This is a genomic window from Nocardia sp. NPDC056064 (assembly GCF_042266925.1).
Classification (GTDB): domain Bacteria; phylum Actinomycetota; class Actinomycetes; order Mycobacteriales; family Mycobacteriaceae; genus Nocardia.
In genome coordinates this window covers 3566092-3585875 of record NZ_JBHJWO010000001.1, presented here as the reverse complement: position 1 = coordinate 3585875, position 19784 = coordinate 3566092, and the positions used below count along the sequence as shown (strand labels likewise).

Sequence of the window (19784 nt, the reverse complement as noted above, 5' to 3'; positions counted from 1 at the left end):
GCCGCGAATTCACTCCTGGCCGGGGAGCGGACGCTCGGCGACGACCAGCGCGTCGATGGCGTCGGGGCCCTCGGTGGGGCGCAGGACCGTGTCGGCGATGCGGATGGTGACGTCGTCGCGGTCGAGTTCGGCGCGGATGTCCTCGGGGGTGAACAGGATGGCAGGGTCCTGGGGGCCGCCGTAGCCGTTGGTGAGATTGCGGGTGTCGTGGCCGAGGACCAACAGCATGCCGCCGGGGGACAGCATGCCTGCGAGTTCGCGCAGCAGGGCGCCGCGCTGGTCGGCGGGCAGGTGGACGAAGACCATCAGGACCAGCTCGAACGGGCCGGTGATGCCCGCGGCGGCGAGTTCGGTGATGTCGGCGGTCTGCCAGTGCACGCGGTTGCGGACCGAGCGCGAGAGCCGGGCGGCCACGGTGCGGCCCTTGTCGATGCCGACCTGGGAGAAGTCGACCGCGGTGACCTGCCAGCCGTGCGTGGCCAGCCACAGCGCGTGCCTGCCCTCGCCGCAGGCCAGGTCGAGGGCGCGGGGCAGTTCCGGCGCGGTGCCGTCGGGTCCGTCGGGGAGCAGGGGGACGCGCCGGTCGAGGCCGTAGACGTGCTCGACGACCACGCTGTTCGGCGGTGCGCCCCACACCAATTCACTGCGCGAATAACGCGCGTCCCACTCCGCTGGTCCGCCTCCCCGCGACTTCTGGCCGGACTCGGGCCCGTCACCGGCAGTCGACGCGGCCGGCGGTTGCTCTGTTGTCATGTCAGCCCGTCCCCGGTGAGTTACCCATGTGCTTGCGACACCATGGTGCCAGGTGCCGGGGATTCTCAGAGCTGGGTGCGCATCAAGACGACGTTGTACTGGGAGTGGATGGTCGTCATGAAGTAGAGGTCGCGGCCGGTTTGGTACGGGAAGATCGACGGGGCGTAGGCGGTGGGGAGTTCGCGGGCGTCGATGAGGACCTCCGGCGCGCTCCACGGGCCCTGCGGGGAAGAGGCGCGGCGCATGACCACGGAGTTGAACGGGTCGGTGGTCAGCGAGACGAACTGGCCGAGGTACTCGTTGTACATCACCGACAGCTCGCCGACGCCGCCCATGATCGGGGCCGCGGCGTTCACGTCGTTGAGCTTCCAGCCGCCGCCGTCCCAGTACTCGTAGGCGGCGAGGTTCTCGATCTCGGCCTCGGGCACGCGGGCGAGGAAGGCATCGTTGTTGCGGCCGGAGCGGGTGCCGTACTCGTAGACGAAACCGCCGTCCTTCAGGAAGGCGTTCATCTGGAAGTTGGCGTTGCCGCCCTCGTCGGGGCGGCGGGTGTGGCCGAGATCGGCCCAGTTCTCGCCGTTGTCGGCGGAGGCGGCCAGGCCGGAGAAGCTGGTGGTCCACTCGCCGGGGGCGTCCCAGGTCTTCACCGACATCATCGACAGGTACTGCACGCCGTTGGCCGAGATGCCCGCGGTGGGGATGCGGCTGATCTCCAGGAACGGGATCTTCGGGCTGGGGATCAGGTCGCGCGCCTGGCCGACGACATCGCGCACCACGCTGTCGAAGTACACGCCGTTGGCCGGGTTCTGGCTGCGGCTGCGGACCAGGATGTTGGAGCGCCACGCCCAGGTGCTGCCCGCGAGCAGGTTGGGGAACCCGATGCCGGCGGTGTCGCCGAAGGCGGTGAGCATCTCGCCGCGGCCGTTGTCCCACATGATGCCCAGGTCGGTGCCGAGCACGTTGTAGTTCTGGGTGTTGTTGGGGCTGGCCATGCCGGTCACCTGGAACACGGCCTGGGTGCGTCCGTGCAGGACGGGCAGGCCGTGGGTGCCGTTGAGCACCGGGATCGGGTTGATCGCGTTGGGATTCGCCACGGCGGGGGTCGCCCCGCTCACCAGCAGGACTGTCGCGCCCGCGAGCGCCGACAGCAGGATGGAACCGGTCTTGATCACGATCGTCGACAGCCTCCGGGTCGCGCCGAAATCCCGGCACGCCGCGAGCATGCCTGTGCCGCGTACCACATTTCGACTGGTTGGCGAATCGCAGCGATGCTAACAGGCGATCAGTGGAATGTGGGGTACATCGACTTTGTGAGTCGAGCTCGAGAAATCGGCGGTAGCTTATCAGTCGCTGCGCGGAAGTGCCTTACGCAGCAACAATGGCAACTGGGCCGCGCGTTCGGCGGCGAAGGCGGCGCGGGAATTCCGTTGCCAGGAGCGGTCGAAGAGGCGTTTGGCGGCGGCCACGGCGCGCTGATCGCGGGCGGCGATGCGGTCGGCGAGCGCCTCGGCGGCGGCGAGCGGGTCGTCGGCGAGCTCGGTGACCAGGCCGACGCGGTGGGCGTAGGCGGCGTCGACGGGGTCGGCGGTCATGGTCAGCAGCATGGCCTGGTCGATGCCGATGAGCTGCGACAATGTGGCCGTGCCCGACATGTCCGGAATCAGGCCGTGCACGCCCTCCATCACGGTGAACTCGGCGTCAGGGGTCGCGATGCGGAAATCGGCGGCCAGGGCGAGTTGCAGACCGCCGCCGTAGCAGCGGCCGTGCACCGCGGCGATCACCGGCACGTCCAGGCGGCGCCAGGCCCAGCAGGCTTCCTGGAAGGTATTGGTGCCGCGCAACGGGCGGGGCAGGAATTCGGTGACGATTGCCAATGGATTGCGGGTGGCCGCGGCGATGTCGAGTCCGCTGCAGAAACTCGGGCCGTTTCCGGTGACGACGACCGCCCGGATATCTTTGTGCCGGGCGACTTCTCGCGCCGCCGCCACGAGGTCGCGCAGCATTTCCAGCGTGAGCCCGTTGTGTTTGCTGGGCCGGTTCAAGGCGATATATGCGCGCTCGCTGTCGAAGCGCACGTCGATGTGGTCTCCCATGGCGCTATCTTACTCACGAGTCAGTTGTGTGGTCTGGCACTCCGGACGACGGTGCGGCATGATCCACACGCACCGCGCATTGGCCGATGCGCGTGGATCGAGAGGACCCGAGAGTGCGGATCTGTATTGTCGCCGCGGCATTGCTCGCGATGCCGCTGCTGGCAGCGTGCGGAAGCGACGATGCTCCGGCGGTGACCCAGGCGGAGCTGTCGAAGTCGTTGCAGGACAAGGGGTTGAAGAATCCGGCGCTGGCCGACTGCGCGGCGGAGGTCTTCCTCGCGTCCGGGATGTCGCAGGACGGGCTGCGGGTGATGGTCTCCGACGAGCAGGCCGGTGACCCGGCCGAGCTGCTCAGCGAAGACGACACCGCCAAGGTCAGCGCGGCCCAGTCCAAGATCGCCGCGGACTGCGTGCAGCTGGGCGGCTGAATCCGCGCGCGTATCGATCGCGCCGATTCAAACCCTCGTCGGGCCATGGCGCCGGTGTTGCACTGGTAACGCCCACGACGAGGAGGAGCCGCCATGACCACGGAGAGAATCGCCGATCAGCTCTCGTTCGCCTACTGGGTCCCCAATGTCAGTGGTGGCCTGGTGACCAGCGATATCGAGCAGCGCACCAGCTGGGACTTCGAGTACAACAAGAAACTGGCGCAGACCGCGGAGCGCAACGGCTTCGACTACGCGCTGTCCCAGGTGCGCTACACCGCCTCCTACGGGGCGGAGTTCCAGCACGAGTCGACCTCGTTCAGCCTGGCGCTGCTCGGGGCGACCGAGCGGCTCAAGGTGATCGCCGCCGTGCACCCGGGCCTGTGGCATCCGGCGGTGCTGGCCAAGTTCGGCGCCACCGCCGATCACCTCTCCGGTGGCCGGTTCGCCATCAATGTGGTCTCCGGCTGGTTCGCCGGGGAGTTCCAGGCCCTCGGTGAGCCGTGGCTCGAACACGACGAGCGCTACCGGCGCAGCGCCGAGTTCCTCGAGGTGATCCGCAAGATCTGGACCGAGGACGCGGTGAACTACGGCGGCGACTTCTACCGCATCCGCGACTTCACGCTCAAGCCCAAGCCGCTGAACACCCCGGAACGGCCGAATCCCGAACTATTCCAAGGGGGTAACTCCTCGGCCGCGCGCCGCAACGGTGGCCGCTACGCCGACTGGTACTTCTCCAACGGCAAGGACTTCGACGGCGTCACCGAGCAACTCGACGACCTGCGCGAGGTGGCCAGGGCCAACGACCGCGAGGTGAAGTTCGGGCTCAACGGCTTCATCATCGCCCGCGACACCGAGAAGGAAGCCCGCGACACCCTGCGCGAGATCGTCGACAAGGCGAACAAGCCCGCGGTGGAAGGATTCCGGAGTGCCGTGCAGCAGGCGGGTGCGTCGACGGCCGACCGCAAGGGGATGTGGGCCGACTCGACCTTCGAGGATCTGGTCCAGTACAACGACGGTTTCCGCACCGGCCTGATCGGCACACCCGAGCAGATCGCCGAGCGCATCGTGGCCTACCGGGCGCTCGGCGTCGACCTGATCCTGGCCGGTTTCCTGCACTTCCAGGAGGAGATCGAGTACTTCGGGGCCAAGGTGCTGCCGCTCGTGCGTGAGCTGGAGGCCGCGGCGACCCCGGTCGCCGCGGGCCGCTGATGACGGTGGTGACCGCCGAGCGGATCACCACGGCCGCACAGGCATTGGCCATCGCCACCGAACTGGCCGAGGAGTTCCGCCAGGGCGCGGCCGAGCGTGATCACGCGCGCAGGCTCCCGCACCAGGAGCTGGACCGGCTCTCGGCGAGCGGGCTGCTGGCGATCACGGTGCCCGCCGCGTTCGGTGGGGCCGAGCTGGCGCCGAGCGTGGTGGCCGAGGTGGTGCGGATTCTCGCCGCGGCCGATCCGAATATCGCCCAGATCCCGCACAGCCACTTCGTATATCTGAATCTGTTGCGGCTGGCGGGATCTCCCGCGCTGCGACACGAGATCTTCACGCGGGTGCTGGCCGGTGCGCGGATCGCCAACGCGCAGTCCGAGCGAGGTGGGGCGACGGTCGCCGAGATCGGGACCGTGCTGCGGCCGGTCGAGGGGCGGTTCGTCGTCGACGGAACGAAGTTCTATTGCACCGGTTCGCTGTTCGCCGATCTACTGGCCGTGCTGACCAGACTCGATGATCCGCAGGGTGTTTCGGGTCTGGCGCCGGGTGAGTACGTGGCCTTCGTGGCCGCCGCGCAGCCCGGTGTGCGCATCGTCGACGACTGGGATGCGTTGGGGCAGCGGACAACCGGAAGCGGGACCGTGGCGTTCGAGTCGGTCGGTGTCGACCCCGCGTTCCTGGTCGCGCGCGCGGCCGCGGTGGCTGTGCCGACCGGATACGGGGCGTTCGCGCAATTGCTGCACGCGGCCATCGATACGGGCATCGCGCGCGGTGCGCTCGACGCGGCGGCGGAATTCGTTCGGACGCAGGCGCGTCCGTGGTTCGAGGCCGAGGTGACGCGGGCTGTCGACGACCCGCTGGTCGTGCAACGCTTCGGGGAGCTGGGCGTGGCTGTCGCGGCTGCGGAGGCGACGCTGACGGTCGCGGGCGCTGCCGTGGATGAGGCCGTGCGTGTCGAGGCCGCCGTCGGGCAGGCTTCGATCGCGGTCGCCACCGCCAAGGTTCTCGCCGATCGGGCCGCCAACGAGGTGTCCGCGGCGGTCTTCGAGGTGGGTGGGACGCGCAGTGCCGCGGCCACGCACCGCCTCGACCACTTCTGGCGCAACGCGCGCACCCACACCCTGCACGATCCGGTGCGCTGGAAGTACCAGCACATCGGACGGGCCGTGCTGCACGATCGGCCGCCGCCGCTGCACGGCGTCATCTGAGCAGCACCGAATCGAGAGAAGGACATTCCTGTGACAGTCACCGTCGTCGTCGGAAATCCGAAGCCGGCCTCGCGCACCCTGGATGCGGCCGTGCGGGTCGCGCAGGCGCTGCGACCGGGCGTGGAACCGCAGGTCATCGACCTGGTCACGCTCGGGCCCGGGCTGCTGGGCTGGGGTGATCCCGCGGTGTCCGCCGCCGCGGGCACCGTCGCCGGCTCGGAGCTGGTGGTCTTCGCCAGCCCGACCTTCAAGGCCACCTACACCGGGCTGCTCAAGCTGTTCCTCGAACAGTTCGAGGGCGGCACCGGGCTGGCGGGCGTGGTCACCGTGCCGGTGATGCTCGGCGCGGGCCCCGCCCACGCCCTCGCGCCCGACCTGCTGCTCAAGCCGGTGCTGGTGGAGATCGGCGGGACCGCGGCGCTGCCCGGCCTCTACCTCGCCGACCGCACCTACGCCGAGGACGGCGTCATCGAGGCCTACGCGCAGCGCTGGGCACCGGTCGTCGCCGCCCTCACCGATCTACCCGTGGAAGCGACGAATCATGCGTGAGCTCTTGGACTTTCCCGCCGACGGTAACGGCCTGCGCCGCGCCTTCGCCAACTTCCCCAGCGGAGTGGTCGCGGTGTGCGCCGATATCGACGGCACCCCACACGGTCTGGCGGTGAGCACCTTCGTGCCCGTCTCCCTCGACCCGCCCCTGGTCTCGTTCTGCGTGCAGAACTCGTCGTCGACCTGGCCCAAGCTGGCCGGCGCGGGCCACCTCGGCCTGAGCCTGCTCGGCACCGACCAGCAGGCCGCCGCCAAGGCCCTCGGCGCCCGCAACGGCGACCGCTTCCGCGAGACGGATCTGCACCGCGGCACCGGCGAGGCGGTCTTCATCGACGGGGCCACCGCCTGGATCGAGGGCGTACCCGAAACCCACGTTCCCGCAGGCGATCACATCGTGGTCATCCTGCGTGTTCACCGCGTCGCGGCGCGCGAGGATGTCGATCCGCTGGTCTTCCACGCGAGCAAGTTCCGCACGTTGCACGCGGGCTGATCGAGAGTGAACCTCGCCCCTCCGTGGGCGGAGCGCCGCGGTGGTACGCCTATCGGTTGCTGTGATCGTCGGTGAGCACCGTGGGCGGGAGGAGGGCTTCTGCGGCTTCCGCGGCGAGTTCGGGGGCGTGGGTGGGGATGGTGCCTTCGGTGCGGAGGTGGCGGCGGACCAGGGTGTAGGGGATGTCGACTATGGCCAGGACAACCCGGTCGACCTCGGTGGGGGTTCGGGCGCCGAGGCGGTGGGCCAGGTCGGTGATGGCGGTCATGATCGCGGTGTTGGTCTGGTCGGTTGCTTCGCGGGCAGTCGGGGGCCAGTCGTGTTCGCCCAGTTCTCTGGCGCCTGCCAGGAGGACAGCGGCGTCGGTGAGGTTGTCGCGGGACCAGGTCACCACGTAGGCGGCTGCCGCGCGGGCGGCTGCTCGCGGTGGTTCTTCGCGGAGGACCTCGTGCAGGCCCGTGTGGAAGCGGGTCAGGCTGCGTAGCCACAGGGCCGACAGGAGCGAGGCGCGGTCGGGGAAGCGGTGGTAGACCGAGCCGCTCGGTGCGCCGACCGCCTTGGCGACCGCCGACATGGTGGCCGCGGCCGGGCCCGATCCCGCGACCAGGGCGGCGGCCGCGTCGAGGAGCTGATCTCTGTCGTGCTTGGCAGGTCTTCCCATGAATTGGAGATTATGCTCTAATTCTGTTTTAGAGGGTTGTCTCTAAAATGAGCCGGAGGAGTCGGTCGATGGGTGTCGTCAACGTTCATACGAGGTGGTTGCCGGTTTCCGCGGCGGAAGCGGGGGCGTTGATCGACTCGCTCGCCGGGCCCGACGACCGGCTGTGGCCGACCGGGGAGTGGCCGCCGATGGAGTTCGACCGGCCACTCGGCGTGGGCGCGGTCGGCGGCCACGGGCCGGTGCGGTACACGGTGCAGCACTACGTGCCCGGCGAGTGGGTCCGGTTCGGTTTCACCGGCCCGCGTGGTTTCGACGGCTTCCACGAGTTCACCGTCCACCCCGGCCCCGACGGCACCATCGCCCTCCGGCACACCCTGGCCATCCAGCCCATCGGCCCCGCCCGCCTCACCTGGCCGTTGGCGTTCCGCTGGCTCCATGACGCCTGCCTAGAGGACAGCCTCGACAAGGCCGAGCGTGATCTCACCGGCACCGTTGCCAGGCCGGCCCGCTGGAGTTGGTACGTGAAGCTGCTCCACGCGATCAGCGAGCGAGTCTTCCGCAACTGATCGCCGCCGCTCCTCGGCGCGAAAGAGTGTCAGCGCAAGGCGCGCAGGTATCGGCGGCGGTAACAGCGCTGAGCGAGCAGCAAGACCGGAAAAGCCTTACGCCACAGCCCGTGCGGTGCCGCCGCGGTCACGGACCGAAGCGTCAGGTGGACTCCGCCATCGGAATCACGGTGCACGATGAACGCCTCCTCACCCGAAACCGGATGCCCGACCAGGGTGCCGTAGGCGAATCCGCAGCGGTCGGGAGTATCGACCACGGCGACGACGAGCGCGGGTTCGACGACGCGCAGTGGTCCGACACGCGCGACGATCCGATAGCGCCCACCTTCCCGTGCGGCAACCGAGCCCGAACCGTCTGCGGCTTCGACCCGAAAACCGCTGCGCTGCTTGATCTCCCAATCCAGCACGTCCACCCTGACCCGCTGCCACAATTCCTCGCCGTGGCCGAGCGGAATCGTCACACTGAACCGTCGATACCCGGGGAGATCGGCGGTCCAGTCGCCTTCGGCGGGCGCGGTGACCCCGGGCCTGTTGTAGGTGAGCGGCGGATTGTCCAGCACCGACCCGACACTAGTCGGAGTGCTCGAAACGTCGAAAGCCCCCAGAATCGACCTGGGGGCTTTCGGTGTGAGGCGATGACGGGAATCGAACCCGCGCTGTCTGCTTGGGAAGCAGGCGAATGCTGTGCACAGGAGCGCCGGATGCGTCTGGTGAGCGGCCGGTTCGGTTACCACAGGAATATCCATAGCGGCTTGGGCACACGCATTTTGAGTTCGTCGAGGCTGCCCCAGGCCTTGTAGACCGTATTGGGGGCGTACAGAAATTGTTCCACGGCGACAGTGAGTGCTTCGTTGTCGGCTTGGGGCGGGTTACCTACCCGCACCACCAAGTCGTACTCCCTCAACGCGAGCAGCTCCGCGCCCCAATGTCCTGCCCACCTGCGCAACATCGTTGCGTGGTCGGTGCCGTTGAGATCGAAATCGCGTGCGCCGCTCCAGTGCAACAGATGCGGCACCAGCCACGGATGCGGCGCAGGAACCAGCGCCAATCGATGGGCTTCCGGATATTCGTCGACGGCGATCCACGCGTTAGCCCAGTCGAATCCCTCGTTATCTCGATCTTCCTCGGTCAGAACGTACGTACTCTCGAGAATCGGGTCGTCATCGCCGCATGGTCCCTCTTCGTCGCGCGGCCCCTCGGCTCTGGCATGTTCGAGCCACGCTCGTCCATCCTGTTCAGCGGCGACGGCGATCTGTTGGTCGCCTGGAGCGCTCAAACTTGCATCGATGATTCCCAGTAGTACGGGCCATAGTCCTGTGTGCTCGTAGACCGCCCGCACACGCTGCCACAAATCGGTTGCGGGATATCCCGGTTCGACCTCACACGCCCACACCGTGCCGCCATCGACCGTCCTGGCCGCTCGTGTCAGCAGCGGCAATTCGACCCCGAGTGTGGAGAACAAAGCGGTCGGATCTTCGTCCCCGACCACCACATCAACGGGCGAAACCGCAACCGAGTCAGGTCGAAATTCGGCTGCCGCCAGCGCATTGGACATGACCGGATCCAACCACACACGACTGTCGCCCGCTGAGGAGGTGCGGTGCGCCGAATCGAGGCTGAACGTTGTTCGGCGAGGCGTTAGTGTTCGTCTTCGTGGCATATGTGATGGAGGTCTATCTCGGTGATATGGCTCGGCTCGAGGCGGTGATCGGAGCCAAGGACGACGCACTTTTGAGCCAGGTCCTCGACGCCGGCGGCGGTGGGATCGCCCCGGAGATATTCCGAGCGATTGTCGATGGTGGACCGTTCACCGAGGACGACGCGGACGATTACACCGCAGCCATGGAGTTCTTCTGCGTGCACCTGGGTGGCGAGAACATCGACTCTGTGGAATTTTCCTTCGGTGACGACCCCGACATCACAGATCTCTTCTACGACTGGGCTTTCGAAGACTGGTTGCCCGTACCTGAGTCATCTGGCTGTGGCATCTGGAGTAAGGAGCGCGCATCCGAGCATCTGGATGAGTGGCTGGCAGAAGGTGGTGCCGCCCCCATCGACCCAGACAGCGGTGATCTGGATTGGGATGAGGTCGACCAGGAAACCGGGTGGGCGAACCGAGCCAGAGCGGCTGGCAAAGATCTCTTCTTCTTCTGGGGTGGGTTGGACTGCGACTAGAGCCTGCCGTTCACTTCTCCCGCGATGTCGCTCCCGACTCCACCGGCAGCCGATCTGATGTCGCGGATGGGCCACGACGATATGCGGGCCGCGCTGATCTACCAGAGGGCAACCGATCATGCCGAACGTCGCATCGCCGACGATCTTTCGCAGATGGCGAAGGACTACCGAGACGCCCGGGGGACACGCGGGCCCCGCCTGAGTGCCCCGACAAGAGCAACAGAAACGACACAACCCCCAGGATGACCTGGGGGTTGTGTCGTGGAGCCGATGACGGGAATCGAACCCGCGCTGTCTGCTTGGGAAGCAGAAGTTCTACCATTGAACTACATCGGCGTGCGTTCATCGAGCGCGATCGCGACTCTATCAGACCGGCTCGTGTGCTGGTCAATTCTTCGGGTCGGTCAGGTGTGGTGGTAGAGGATCGTGGTGGTGAGGGTGGCTGTGGAGAGGGCCAGGGAGGCTGTGGGGGCGGCGAGGGCGTGGTCGTGGACTCGCAGGTGGGCGAGGATGGCGCCGAGGAAGTAGAGGACGAGGGCGGTGGCGGTGACTGTGCCGAGGGGTGGGATGGCCAGGCCGGCGAGCAGGCCGAGGGTGGCGGCGCCGAGGAGGGTGCCCAGGGGGAGCATCCAGGAGTGGGGGATGCCGATCTGGTCGGCGGCGGCGACCGGGATCGGGTGGCGTGTGTAGTTCATCCAGCAGCCGGTTCCGGTGAACAGGGCGGTGAGGATGGTCAGGGTGAGGTAGGTCGCGAACATCGTTGGTCCTCGGGTGGGAGCGATAGCGTGCGGGGATGAGCATGGCGCCGGTGCAGCTGTGGCGGCTTGAACGAAACGATCGCCGGACGGTTTTCGCGTGTGGCTCGTCGACGGTGCTCGTCGCCGGGACGGGTGCGGGAATGGTTGCGGCGCATCGGCATCCGGCGTGGAAGCTGATCCTGCCGGTCGGCACGTCGGCGGTCGAGTTCCTCGGGACGCGGCGACGGTGCTTCGCGGGCGCGATGCTCGTTCCGCCGCAGTGGCCGCATGCGTGCCGGGTGCCGGGTGGGTTCGTGCGGGTGTCGATCGACGCGCATCTGCTGGCTGCGCGCCGGGAGCCGCTCGTGCTGTCGACGGGCGACAAGCGACGGTTGCTCGACGCGCTCGCGATGGGCGCCGATCTCGCCGACGACCCCGATCTGCCGGCGTTGCGGACCGAGGTGGTGCGACAGTGCGGTGCGGCCGATGCGGTCGATGAACGGGTGGTGCGGGCGATCGAGCGGTTGGGCGCGGCGTCGTCGCTGGCCGGGCTCGCTGATTCGGTGGGGTTGTCGGCGCCGCGGTTGCGGAATCTGGTGCGGGCACAGGTGGGGGTGCCGCTCGCCCGGCTGCGTCGTTGGGAGCGGCTACGACAGGCCGCTCTTGCCCTGCCCACCGGCACGGTCGCCGCGGCGGCCGCTGGCGCGGAGTTCGCGGATCAGGCGCATCTCGCGAGGACGGCGCGTGAGCTGGCGGGTCGGACGCCGTCGTCGATAGTGCGCTGAGCGGGCGCGTCGGGGATCGGTGCCGGTCGCGCGGCGCGTGCGGCCGGGTGAAACGGCGAATGCGCCTTACAGTGCGAAAGCGGGTCCCGCACCCATCGATCGACGTGGTGGTGCGGGTGCTCGGTAGGGCTGCCTGTGGGTGGCGTGACAGGTTTCCGGTTCGCGTGGTCGGCTCGGTGTCTGCTGGGTCGTCGGCCGGGTGAGGAAAGGCTGACTGGATGAAGCGGGTTCTGTTCGTTTCGGTGATCGCGGCGCTGGCTGTTGTGGGGGCGGGGTGTTCGGATGACTCCGGGTCGGATACCGACACCACCACGACCACCAGCAAGACCACGACAACCACGACCGCCGCGGTGACGACCACCATGGACGACCACGACGAAGGGCACGGGGAGCCGGGGCATCAGCACACGCCGCAGCCGACGCAGAGCATGATGCCCAATCCGAATGGTGACGGGACATGGGTGCCGTGTGAGGGGACGATCTGCACGAACCCGAACCACGGTGGCGGGGACCCGACGCCGACGAGCATGATGCCGAATCCGAACGGGGACGGGACGTGGGTGCCGTGTGAGGGGACGATCTGCACCAATCCCAACCACGGCGGCGGTGACGACCCGGAGAGCTCGGCGCCCGCACCGACCACGACCGCCGGCGGGTAGCCGGGCTCGGGGGGTGGGGCTACCTGCGGGATCGGGCTGCCTACACTGGGCCGGTGCTGCTCTCCGATCGTGACATCAGGGCCGAGATCGCCGCGGGGCGGCTCGGCGTGGAACCGATGCTCGAGTCGATGGTCCAGCCGTCGAGCATCGACGTGCGCCTCGACGGGCTGTTCCGGGTGTTCGACAACAGTCGCTACACCCATATCGATCCGGCGCTGCAGCAGGACGAGCTGACCAGCCTGGTCGAGCCGAAGCCGGGCGAGCCGTTCGTGCTGCACCCGGGCGAGTTCGTGCTCGGGTCCACGCTCGAGGTGTGCACCCTGCCCGACGACCTGGCCGGGCGGCTGGAGGGCAAGTCGAGCCTGGGGCGGCTCGGGCTGCTCACGCATTCGACGGCGGGGTTCATCGACCCGGGGTTCAGCGGGCACATCACCCTCGAGCTGTCGAACGTGGCGAACCTGCCGATCACGCTGTGGCCAGGGATGAAGATCGGGCAGCTGTGCCTGATCCGGCTGAGCAGCCCGGCCGAGCACCCCTACGGCAGCGCCGCGGCCGGGTCGAAATACCAGGGTCAGCGCGGGCCGACGCCGTCGCGCTCGTACCTCAACTTCCCCCTGCCCGACGCCTCGGTCAGCGCCGTCGAGACCCGCTGAGGGCCGACTTCCAGCGCGATCCGCAGCACCAGCGACAGCGGCGGCGCCACATCGTCGCGGGTGGGTGGGCGCACCCAGTGACAGCCCTCGCGGCTCCACCGGCCCAGGCTGGTCGGCAGCATGACCGCGCTGCCGATACCGGGGATGTCGATATCGACACCGGACAGTTCGGCGGCCACCTCGGGGGTGGGCCTGGCATCCGGTTCGGCCAGCAGGCTCCAGCGGATCTGGCGCGCGAGCACCGCGCCCTCCTTGCGCTGCTCACGCAGCACCGCGAACACCTTCTCGGCGCGCGCGGTGGGCAGATGCACCACGCAGAGCCGGTCGGTGATCGGCAACATCACGAAGCCGCCACGCTCGCGCACGGGTAGCCCGAATTCGCGCTGGTAGCAGCTCACCCAGTCATCGACAGTCCTGGCTTCCACGCTTCCAGCATGCGCGCGCGGGCCCGCGCGCGACCACTGCCCCGCACCGCCCTTTCACTGCCTCAGGCAACCGATTACGTGAACTTGTGGCGTGTCTCACTGTCTCGCTCGTACTCTGGAGAAAGTTGTCCGTCAAATGAGGTGACGCCGTGGTAGGGGAGTGGACAGGCAGAGAGGCTCGAGCTCTCCGCGATGCGAAGCGAATGAGCATCCGGGAGTTCGCAGCTCATCTCGGCGTGCACGAACGCCTGGTGTCCAAATGGGAGGCCGGCGGGTCGCGGGTGCGGCCACGGCCGGTGAACCAGGCAGCGCTGGACACGTCGCTGGCTCGTTCCGACGACGTTGTGCGCGCACGTTTCTCGACCCTGCTGGCGCCCGCGGGCGCCGACGCCGACCTGCTCGCCTTCGTCGACGCCGGTGCGGTCAAAGGTGCTGTGCCCGAAGTGATGTCGGAGAAGGAGTTGATCATGGCGGCTGCGCACGAGGCCAGCGAGCACGCGGCTGCCGCGGAGAGCACCAATGTCGGTGCGACCACGTTGGCCCAGCTCGATGCCGACGTGCGCCGCATCGCCAACGAATACGTCCATGCGGCACCGGCACCCATGATGATGGAGATGCTGCGGGTGCGGCGGCGGGTGTACCGACTACTCGACGGGCAGCAGAAGCCGGTCGACACCAGTCATCTGTATTTACTGGCGGGCACCCTGTCGGGACTGTTGGCGAACGCGAGCACCGACCTCGGTTATCTCGACGCGGCGGGCGAACAGATCAGGGCCGCATGGGCTTACGCGGAACTGAGCGGGCACAACGGGTTGCGCGCGTGGACCCGCGGGATGCACGCGCTGATCGAGAACTGGTCGGACCGGCCGCGCAACGCGGTCCAATTGGCCAGGAGCGGGCAGGAATTCGCCGCGCCGGGGCTGGCGCGGGTCCGGCTGCTCAATATCGAGGCCAGGGTGTGGGCGCGGCTGGGCAGCGACACCGATTCCGATCGCTGCCTGCGCGCGGCCGAGTCGGCCGTCAGTGACCGGCGCGACGAACTGCACGACGAGATCGGCGGGGTGTTCGGATTCGGCCCGGCCAAGGCCGCCTACTACGCCGGTGCCACCTGCATCCAGCTCGGCCGCGCCGAGCAGGCCCTGGCGGCCACCGAACGGGCCATCGGTCTCTACACCAGCGGGCCGCCGCTGCAGCGTTCCTACGGGGCCGAATCGCTGGCCCGGGTCGACAACGCCGCCGCCCATCTGGTCAACGGCAGCATCGACGGTGCGGCCGCGGCGCTGCGGCCGGTGCTCGACCTGCCCGAGGACCGCCGGATCGCCCAGCTCGGCGAGCGGCTCACCGGGCTGCGCCGCCGCATCGCCGCGCCCACCTACCGCGACGCCGTCGAGGCGCGTGGCCTGGACGAACGCATCGAGGAATTCTGCATCGCGACGGCCGCGCCACCGCGGCGCCCGTAGCCACGGCGACGCGACAGCTGAATACGGCGCGCACCGCGCCGGAGCCCGGCCGGGAGCCCGGGGCCGCGGAAGCGCTCTTACCATGGACGAGTGACCCCTAGTCAATCGCCGCATGTGCCGCCGCGCGTTCTCGAGCAGTCGACCAAGCTGCAGAACGTGCTCTACGAGATCCGTGGGCCGGTACACGCGCACGCGGCACGGCTCGAGGCCGAGGGACACCGCATCCTCAAACTCAATATCGGCAACCCGGCGCCCTTCGGTTTCGAGGCGCCCGACGTGATCATGCGCGACATGATCGCGGCCCTGCCGGTTGCCCAGGGCTACTCCGAGTCCAAGGGCATCCTGTCGGCGCGGCGCGCGATCGTCACCCGCTACGAGCTGGTGCCGGGCTTCCCCGAGCTCGACGTGGACGACATCTACCTGGGCAACGGCGTCTCCGAGCTGATCACCATCACCATGCAGGCGCTGCTGGACAACGGTGACGAGGTGCTCATCCCCGCGCCGGACTACCCGCTGTGGACGGCCATGACCAGCCTCGCGGGCGGCACGCCGGTGCACTACCTGTGCGACGAGACCAACGGCTGGCAGCCCGACGTCGCCGACATCGAAGCCAAGATCACCGACAAGACCAAGGCGCTGCTGGTGATCAACCCGAACAACCCGACGGGTGCGGTCTACTCGGCGGAGGTGCTCCAGCAGCTCGTCGACCTGGCGCGCAAGCACCGGCTGCTGCTGCTGGCCGACGAGATCTACGACAAGATCCTCTACGACGACGCCAAGCACATCTCGCTGGCCTCGCTGGCCCCCGACCTGCTGTGCCTGACCTTCAACGGCCTGTCCAAGGCCTACCGGGTGGCCGGGTACCGCTCGGGCTGGCTGGCCATCACCGGCCCCAAGGATCACGCGGCGGGCTTCCTCGAGGGCATCGATCTGCTGGCCTCCACCCGGCTGTGTCCCAATGTTCCCGCTCAGCACGCGATTCAAGTGGCGCTGGGTGGGTATCAGAGCATCGACGATCTGATCCTGCCCGGCGGCAGGCTGCTCGAGCAGCGCGATGTGGCCTACGAGAAGCTGAACATGATTCCGGGTGTGTCGTGTGTGAAGCCACGCGGCGCGCTCTACGCCTTCCCCCGGCTGGATCCGAACGTCCACGAGATCCACGACGACGCGAAGCTGGTGCTGGATCTGCTGCTGCAGGAGAAGATCCTGATGGTGCAGGGCACCGGGTTCAACTGGCCCGACACCGACCATCTGCGGATCGTGACCCTGCCGTGGGCCAGGGATCTGTCGGTGGCGATCGAGCGGTTCGGCAACTTCCTGTCGAGCTACCGACAGTGAGAGCTCACCTGTCAGGGTCTTGACCTGTGAGTTCTCCGGGGTTCCGGCAGGGTCGACGTCCTGTTAGATCAGCCAAAACAGACTCCGGGTTCGGAATTCTCAAGGTTTTGAAGACTTACTAGTGCAAAAGTCCAACTTTTGTGTACAGTAGTCCTCGGCGCTACGGCGCCCGGCCCGGTTGTCTACCCCCCCTGGACAACCGAGAGCCTCAGGTACGCGCGCCTACCCCCCTGGGCGCCTGCCTGCGGGCGGCGGAGACATCCCCCTGCTCTCCGCCGCCCCCACCAACGAGAACTCCCCGCGCCACCGGCGCGGGGAGTTCTGTGTTTTCGCGGGTCCGCGTCAGAAGGCGGGGACGTCGCTGGTGCTGGCGTTGCCGCCGATGGACTTCTGGAGGGTGATCTCCCAGTCCGAGTCACCGTCGAAGGCGTCGTCGAACTTCGAGAACTGCTGGTCGCGGGTGAAGGACAGGGTGGCCTGGTCCCAGTCCTCGCCGGACTTCATGTACACGTAGTACGTGCCCTCGATGCCGGTCAGGGTGGCCTTCGAGTTGGCGCGCACGTAGATCGTGGCCTGCGGCGACTTCGGGTCGCCGTTGGTGACCACGATGGCGCAGTCGACGTCGTTGCCGTTGTCGATATCCAGGGAGCCCGCCCCGGTCAGGCCGTCCTGCTGGACGACCTCGCCGTTGCCCGCCTGACGGTTCAGCAGCGGCAGATCCGGCAGCGACGGCACGACCGGCGCGGCCAGTGTGGACGACGGCGTCGGCGCCGAGCCCGTCTTCGTCGTATCGTCACAGCCGCTGAGCACTACCGCCGCCGATACCGCGGCCACGACGAACACACTTCGTTTCACGATGATTCCCACCCGTTCGATCCAAGTCTGGTTCAACCAGAACAACTCTCGCGAAACAATATCGCGTGCCGCCGACAACATCGCCCGCACCGGGGTGTCATCGCTGGGTTGTTGAAAACGACATCCCTTAAGGTTTTCGGGGTGAGCGATCATCATCACCACCACCATCACGATTCCGGGCCGATTGCCATCGGCGCCACGGCCGCGAAGGTCGTCGTCGGGTTACTGGCCTTCATCGGGGTGGTCGTGTTGATCGCCACGGTGGTGCTGTGGCCCAGCGCGCAGAACGTGGAGATCCCGCTGCCCATGCAGACGGTGTCCGGCGGCGCGGTGGAGACCGAGGCCGGGACCGTGGTGCTACAGGACATCGGGCCGTGCGGCAGCCCCTCGCTGGGCAAGGTGTTCGCCGAGACACCGGTGCCGCCGCGGACCGCCGCCTACGAGTGCCAGCGCAGCATCATCGAGATCCGGTCGGGGCCGGACAAGGGCAGCAAGACGCTGTTCGAGATCGCGCCGGGGCCGGGGCAGCCGGACCTGCGCGCCGGCGACGAGATCCGGATCGTGCGGGCCGAAGACCCCAGCGGCACCACCATGTACGCCTTCGAGGACTACTCGCGCGGCCTGCCGCTCACGCTGATCGTGCTGGCCTTCGTGGTGGTGATCTGCGTCGTCGCGCGCTGGCGCGGCTTCCGGGCGCTGGTCGGGCTCTGCTTCGCCTTCGGCGTGGTGGTGATCTTCCTGCTGCCCGCCCTGCTCGACGGCAAACCGGCCATCCCGGTCGCGCTGGTCTCGGGCGCGCTGATCCTCTACGTGGTGCTGTACCTGGCGCACGGGGTGAACCTGCGCACCAGTTCGGCGTTGCTCGGCACGCTCGCGTCCATGCTGGTGGCGGCCGCGCTGTCCTGGCTCACCCTCGAGATCACCCATCTCACGGGGTTGTCGGAGGAACAGAACACCAATGTGGCCACCTACATCCAGCACGTCAGCATCACCGGGCTGCTGCTGGCCGGGTTCATCATCGGCTCGCTCGGTGTGCTCAACGACGTGACCATCACCCAGGCCTCGGCGGCCTTCGAACTCGCCGCGCTCGACGAAGGCGCCTCGCGGCGAGAGGTGTTCACCGCGGCCATGCGGGTGGGGCGCGACCACATCGCCAGCACCGTCTACACCCTGGTGCTCGCCTACGCCGGTGGCGCGCTGCCGCTGCTGCTGCTGTTCAGCGTGGCGGGACGCTCGATCACCGATGTGCTCACCGGTGACGCGGTCGCCATCGAGATCGCGCGCTCGGCGGTCGGTGGTATCGCGCTGGCCCTGTCGGTGCCGCTGACCACCGGTATCGCGGTGCTGCTGGCCCGCCCGTTCGGCGGCAAGCAGGCCGAGGTCGCGCCGCAGCGCGCCCGGCACGCGCGCCACTGAGCGGTTACTGGCCCGGCGGGGGGAAGCCGGGCAGGACCACCGGCGGCAGGGTCGGCAGGACGACCGGCGGCAGGCCGGGCACCACGGTGAAGGTGTTCGGGCCCGCCGACGGCGGTGCGGGGGCGGTGGGTTCGTCGTCGAGCTGACGCGCGGGCGGGGCCGCGACCGTCGCGTGCACGGCATCGGAGGTCGGCGCGGCCGAGGTGGTCGGACCGGCCTGGGTCGGGCGCGGTTCGGTGGTGGCGGGCACGGCCTGCGGTTCGTCGCTGGAGTTGCCGCGTTCGAGAACCTCGGGACCGTAGCCGAGGCCGAGACCGATCGCGGCGACCACCACCAGCGAACTCACCGTCAGCACGGCGGCATTGAGCTCGCGGCGGTTCTGGCCGCTGCGGCCGGCCAGCGCGCTGAGCGGACGGCGCCGGGCCGGGGCGGTCAGCCAGGCGGGAGTGGAGTCGGTCTCGTCGTCGACCGGGATGATCGCGGGCGCGACGGGCGCCTGCTTGACCTGCGCAGGCCGGGCCAGCAGCGCCGCGCCCTTGGCCAGCGCGGTCTCCGGCTCGGCGGGCACGACCACCGGCACACCGATGGTGCGCTCGAGCACCCGCGCGATCAGCGGGATACGGGCGCCGCCGCCGATCACCAGCACCGCCTGCACGGGATGCTGGGAGCGGATGATGGCGTCGCGGGTCATCCGCGCCGACGACTCGATCGCCAGCATCATCAGCGCTTCGAAGTTCTCCTGCGTGAGCAGCACCAGGCCCTGCTCACTGGGCAGCGCCACCGCGTTGCTGTTGGACAGCTGCTCCTTGGCGGCCCGGCACAGCGCGTCCAGGGCGGCCAGGCCCGCCGGATCGGCGGGGTGGGCGATGCGGCCCGAGGCGATCTGCTGCTCGCGGATCAGCGAGTCCAGGTAGTCGCCGCTGATGTCGCTGATCCGCTCGCACTGATACACATCGCTGGTGTGCGCGTTCACCACGCTCACCGTGAGCCCGGAACTGCCCAGGTCGTAGACGGCCAGCGTGGACACTTCGCGCATATCGGCGGTGGCGTGCGCGAAATGCACGGCGGCGACGGCTTCGGGCACCAGCTGGTAGTTGGTGAGCTGGCGGCGCGCCATCGAGGCGCGGATCGCCCTGGCCTGCTGATCGCTGCGGAAAGTGATGGTGGTGGCGCCGATCTCAGGGGCGGCGGCCAGTGCGGCGGCGATGGCGTCGGCGGCGGCTTCCTCGGCGTGCTGCTCGGGCATCGTCAGGGTCTGGACCTGGAACGTGGGCGTGTGCTGTCCGCCGTGCTGAGGGCACGCGAGGCGCACCGTGCCGGCCCC

Annotated in this window: 23 protein-coding genes and 1 tRNA gene; 13 read left to right on the top strand and 11 right to left on the bottom strand. The window is 68.5% G+C overall.

Going from position 1 to position 19784, the window contains the following annotated elements:
* Nucleotides 1-9: 9 nt before the first annotated feature.
* The 3 genes from ACFC06_RS16590 to ACFC06_RS16580 form a co-directional block, all read right to left on the bottom strand.
* Nucleotides 10-753, bottom strand: coding sequence for a class I SAM-dependent methyltransferase (locus tag ACFC06_RS16590; protein ID WP_375931412.1), 744 nt, complete (start codon nt 751-753; stop codon nt 10-12).
* A gap of 65 nt (nt 754-818) precedes the next feature.
* The gene (locus ACFC06_RS16585; protein WP_375931409.1) at nt 819-1925 is read right to left on the bottom strand and encodes a DUF4185 domain-containing protein; all 1107 of its coding nucleotides are present in this window, start codon (nt 1923-1925) and stop codon (nt 819-821) included.
* A 171-nt stretch (nt 1926-2096) separates the two neighbouring features.
* Entirely contained in the window at nt 2097-2846 is a 750-nt protein-coding gene (locus ACFC06_RS16580; protein WP_375931406.1) for a crotonase/enoyl-CoA hydratase family protein, read from the bottom strand.
* 113 nt (nt 2847-2959) lie between these two features.
* Here ACFC06_RS16580 and ACFC06_RS16575 point away from each other — a divergent pair, with 113 nt between their 5' ends.
* The 5 genes from ACFC06_RS16575 to ACFC06_RS16555 all read left to right on the top strand — a co-directional run bounded on the left by ACFC06_RS16575 (nt 2960) and on the right by ACFC06_RS16555 (nt 6730).
* The gene (locus ACFC06_RS16575) at nt 2960-3274 is read left to right on the top strand and encodes a hypothetical protein (protein WP_375931403.1); all 315 of its coding nucleotides are present in this window, start codon (nt 2960-2962) and stop codon (nt 3272-3274) included.
* 93 nt (nt 3275-3367) lie between these two features.
* A complete protein-coding gene (sfnG, locus tag ACFC06_RS16570; protein ID WP_375931400.1) occupies nt 3368-4483 on the top strand; it encodes a dimethylsulfone monooxygenase SfnG in 1116 nt (371 codons plus the stop codon).
* Nucleotides 4483-5691 carry an SfnB family sulfur acquisition oxidoreductase gene (locus tag ACFC06_RS16565; protein WP_375931397.1) on the top strand — a complete coding sequence of 403 codons (1209 nt, stop codon included), beginning with the start codon at nt 4483-4485 and terminating at the stop codon, nt 5689-5691. The genes sfnG and ACFC06_RS16565 overlap by 1 nt, the downstream gene beginning before the upstream one ends.
* Nucleotides 5692-5721: 30 nt before the next feature.
* On the top strand, nt 5722-6240 hold the full coding sequence (locus ACFC06_RS16560) for an NADPH-dependent FMN reductase (RefSeq protein WP_375931394.1): 519 nt from the start codon (nt 5722-5724) through the stop codon (nt 6238-6240).
* Nucleotides 6233-6730 carry a flavin reductase family protein gene (locus ACFC06_RS16555; protein ID WP_375931391.1) on the top strand — a complete coding sequence of 166 codons (498 nt, stop codon included), beginning with the start codon at nt 6233-6235 and terminating at the stop codon, nt 6728-6730. Before ACFC06_RS16560 ends, ACFC06_RS16555 begins: the two co-directional genes overlap by 8 nt.
* A 49-nt stretch (nt 6731-6779) precedes the next feature.
* On the opposite strand, the gene ACFC06_RS16550 is transcribed toward ACFC06_RS16555, so the two are convergent.
* Nucleotides 6780-7391 carry a TetR/AcrR family transcriptional regulator gene (locus ACFC06_RS16550; protein ID WP_375931389.1) on the bottom strand — a complete coding sequence of 204 codons (612 nt, stop codon included), beginning with the start codon at nt 7389-7391 and terminating at the stop codon, nt 6780-6782.
* Nucleotides 7392-7459: 68 nt separating this feature from the next.
* Between ACFC06_RS16550 and ACFC06_RS16545 the strand changes: the two genes are divergently transcribed.
* Nucleotides 7460-7957: an SRPBCC family protein gene (locus tag ACFC06_RS16545; RefSeq protein WP_375931387.1), complete on the top strand. Its 498-nt coding sequence runs from the start codon at nt 7460-7462 to the stop codon at nt 7955-7957.
* 29 nt (nt 7958-7986) lie between these two features.
* Here the strand turns inward: ACFC06_RS16545 and ACFC06_RS16540 are convergent, their stop codons facing one another.
* Nucleotides 7987-8514, bottom strand: coding sequence for a DUF1990 family protein (locus tag ACFC06_RS16540; RefSeq protein WP_375935529.1), 528 nt, complete (start codon nt 8512-8514; stop codon nt 7987-7989).
* A gap of 170 nt (nt 8515-8684) precedes the next feature.
* Nucleotides 8685-9512, bottom strand: a complete 828-nt coding sequence (locus ACFC06_RS16535) for a DUF4253 domain-containing protein (RefSeq protein WP_375931384.1) — start codon at nt 9510-9512, stop codon at nt 8685-8687.
* Between the two features lie 98 nt (nt 9513-9610).
* Here ACFC06_RS16535 and ACFC06_RS16530 point away from each other — a divergent pair, with 98 nt between their 5' ends.
* On the top strand, nt 9611-10132 hold the full coding sequence (locus ACFC06_RS16530; RefSeq protein ID WP_375931381.1) for a hypothetical protein: 522 nt from the start codon (nt 9611-9613) through the stop codon (nt 10130-10132).
* A gap of 262 nt (nt 10133-10394) precedes the next feature.
* Here ACFC06_RS16530 and ACFC06_RS16525 read toward each other — a convergent pair.
* Both ACFC06_RS16525 and ACFC06_RS16520 read right to left on the bottom strand, forming a co-directional pair.
* A tRNA-Gly gene (locus tag ACFC06_RS16525) sits at nt 10395-10468 on the bottom strand.
* A 68-nt stretch (nt 10469-10536) separates the two neighbouring features.
* Nucleotides 10537-10890 carry a DoxX family protein gene (locus tag ACFC06_RS16520; protein WP_375931378.1) on the bottom strand — a complete coding sequence of 118 codons (354 nt, stop codon included), beginning with the start codon at nt 10888-10890 and terminating at the stop codon, nt 10537-10539.
* Between the two features lie 35 nt (nt 10891-10925).
* On the opposite strand from ACFC06_RS16520, the gene ACFC06_RS16515 reads away from it, so the two are divergent.
* The 3 genes from ACFC06_RS16515 (at nt 10926) to dcd (ending at nt 12966) form a co-directional block, all read left to right on the top strand.
* Nucleotides 10926-11654 (top strand): helix-turn-helix domain-containing protein, encoded by a 729-nt coding sequence (locus ACFC06_RS16515; protein WP_375931375.1) that lies wholly within the window; start codon nt 10926-10928, stop codon nt 11652-11654.
* 242 nt (nt 11655-11896) lie between these two features.
* Nucleotides 11897-12313, top strand: a complete 417-nt coding sequence (locus ACFC06_RS16510; RefSeq protein ID WP_375931372.1) for a hypothetical protein — start codon at nt 11897-11899, stop codon at nt 12311-12313.
* A gap of 53 nt (nt 12314-12366) precedes the next feature.
* Nucleotides 12367-12966, top strand: coding sequence for a dCTP deaminase (gene dcd, locus ACFC06_RS16505; RefSeq protein WP_375931369.1), 600 nt, complete (start codon nt 12367-12369; stop codon nt 12964-12966).
* Here dcd and ACFC06_RS16500 read toward each other — a convergent pair.
* On the bottom strand, nt 12885-13391 hold the full coding sequence (locus tag ACFC06_RS16500) for a hypothetical protein (RefSeq protein ID WP_375931367.1): 507 nt from the start codon (nt 13389-13391) through the stop codon (nt 12885-12887). The two genes, dcd and ACFC06_RS16500, sit on opposite strands and share 82 nt — an antisense overlap.
* Before the next feature lie 149 nt (nt 13392-13540).
* Between ACFC06_RS16500 and ACFC06_RS16495 the strand changes: the two genes are divergently transcribed.
* Nucleotides 13541-14851 (top strand): helix-turn-helix domain-containing protein, encoded by a 1311-nt coding sequence (locus tag ACFC06_RS16495; RefSeq protein WP_375931364.1) that lies wholly within the window; start codon nt 13541-13543, stop codon nt 14849-14851.
* 90 nt (nt 14852-14941) lie between these two features.
* On the top strand, nt 14942-16189 hold the full coding sequence (locus tag ACFC06_RS16490) for a pyridoxal phosphate-dependent aminotransferase (RefSeq protein ID WP_375931361.1): 1248 nt from the start codon (nt 14942-14944) through the stop codon (nt 16187-16189).
* Between the two features lie 342 nt (nt 16190-16531).
* Here ACFC06_RS16490 and ACFC06_RS16485 read toward each other — a convergent pair whose 3' ends face one another.
* Nucleotides 16532-17212: a hypothetical protein gene (locus tag ACFC06_RS16485; protein ID WP_375931358.1), complete on the bottom strand. Its 681-nt coding sequence runs from the start codon at nt 17210-17212 to the stop codon at nt 16532-16534.
* On the opposite strand from ACFC06_RS16485, the gene ACFC06_RS16480 reads away from it, so the two are divergent.
* Nucleotides 17186-18460 (top strand): YibE/F family protein, encoded by a 1275-nt coding sequence (locus ACFC06_RS16480; RefSeq protein WP_375931356.1) that lies wholly within the window; start codon nt 17186-17188, stop codon nt 18458-18460. The two genes, ACFC06_RS16485 and ACFC06_RS16480, sit on opposite strands and share 27 nt — an antisense overlap.
* Before the next feature lie 4 nt (nt 18461-18464).
* Here ACFC06_RS16480 and ACFC06_RS16475 read toward each other — a convergent pair whose 3' ends face one another.
* Nucleotides 18465-19706: an Hsp70 family protein gene (locus ACFC06_RS16475; RefSeq protein ID WP_375931353.1), complete on the bottom strand. Its 1242-nt coding sequence runs from the start codon at nt 19704-19706 to the stop codon at nt 18465-18467.
* Between the last annotated feature and the right edge of the window lie 78 nt (nt 19707-19784).

What these genes read in the sequence shown, in the direction of transcription:
- ACFC06_RS16590 (WP_375931412.1), bottom strand. Translation starts at nt 753, where the DNA reads ATGACAACAGAGCAACCGCCGGCCGCGTCGACTGCCGGTGACGGGCCC.
- ACFC06_RS16580 (WP_375931406.1), bottom strand. Translation starts at nt 2,846, where the DNA reads ATGGGAGACCACATCGACGTGCGCTTCGACAGCGAGCGCGCATATATC.
- sfnG (WP_375931400.1), top strand. Translation starts at nt 3,368, where the DNA reads ATGACCACGGAGAGAATCGCCGATCAGCTCTCGTTCGCCTACTGGGTC.
- ACFC06_RS16565 (WP_375931397.1), top strand. Translation starts at nt 4,483, where the DNA reads ATGACGGTGGTGACCGCCGAGCGGATCACCACGGCCGCACAGGCATTG.
- ACFC06_RS16555 (WP_375931391.1), top strand. Translation starts at nt 6,233, where the DNA reads ATGCGTGAGCTCTTGGACTTTCCCGCCGACGGTAACGGCCTGCGCCGC.
- ACFC06_RS16550 (WP_375931389.1), bottom strand. Translation starts at nt 7,391, where the DNA reads ATGGGAAGACCTGCCAAGCACGACAGAGATCAGCTCCTCGACGCGGCC.
- ACFC06_RS16545 (WP_375931387.1), top strand. Translation starts at nt 7,460, where the DNA reads ATGGGTGTCGTCAACGTTCATACGAGGTGGTTGCCGGTTTCCGCGGCG.
- ACFC06_RS16535 (WP_375931384.1), bottom strand. Translation starts at nt 9,512, where the DNA reads ATGTCCAATGCGCTGGCGGCAGCCGAATTTCGACCTGACTCGGTTGCG.
- ACFC06_RS16520 (WP_375931378.1), bottom strand. Translation starts at nt 10,890, where the DNA reads ATGTTCGCGACCTACCTCACCCTGACCATCCTCACCGCCCTGTTCACC.
- ACFC06_RS16515 (WP_375931375.1), top strand. Translation starts at nt 10,926, where the DNA reads ATGAGCATGGCGCCGGTGCAGCTGTGGCGGCTTGAACGAAACGATCGC.
- ACFC06_RS16485 (WP_375931358.1), bottom strand. Translation starts at nt 17,212, where the DNA reads ATGGTGGTGGTGATGATGATCGCTCACCCCGAAAACCTTAAGGGATGT.
- ACFC06_RS16475 (WP_375931353.1), bottom strand. Translation starts at nt 19,706, where the DNA reads ATGCCCGAGCAGCACGCCGAGGAAGCCGCCGCCGACGCCATCGCCGCC.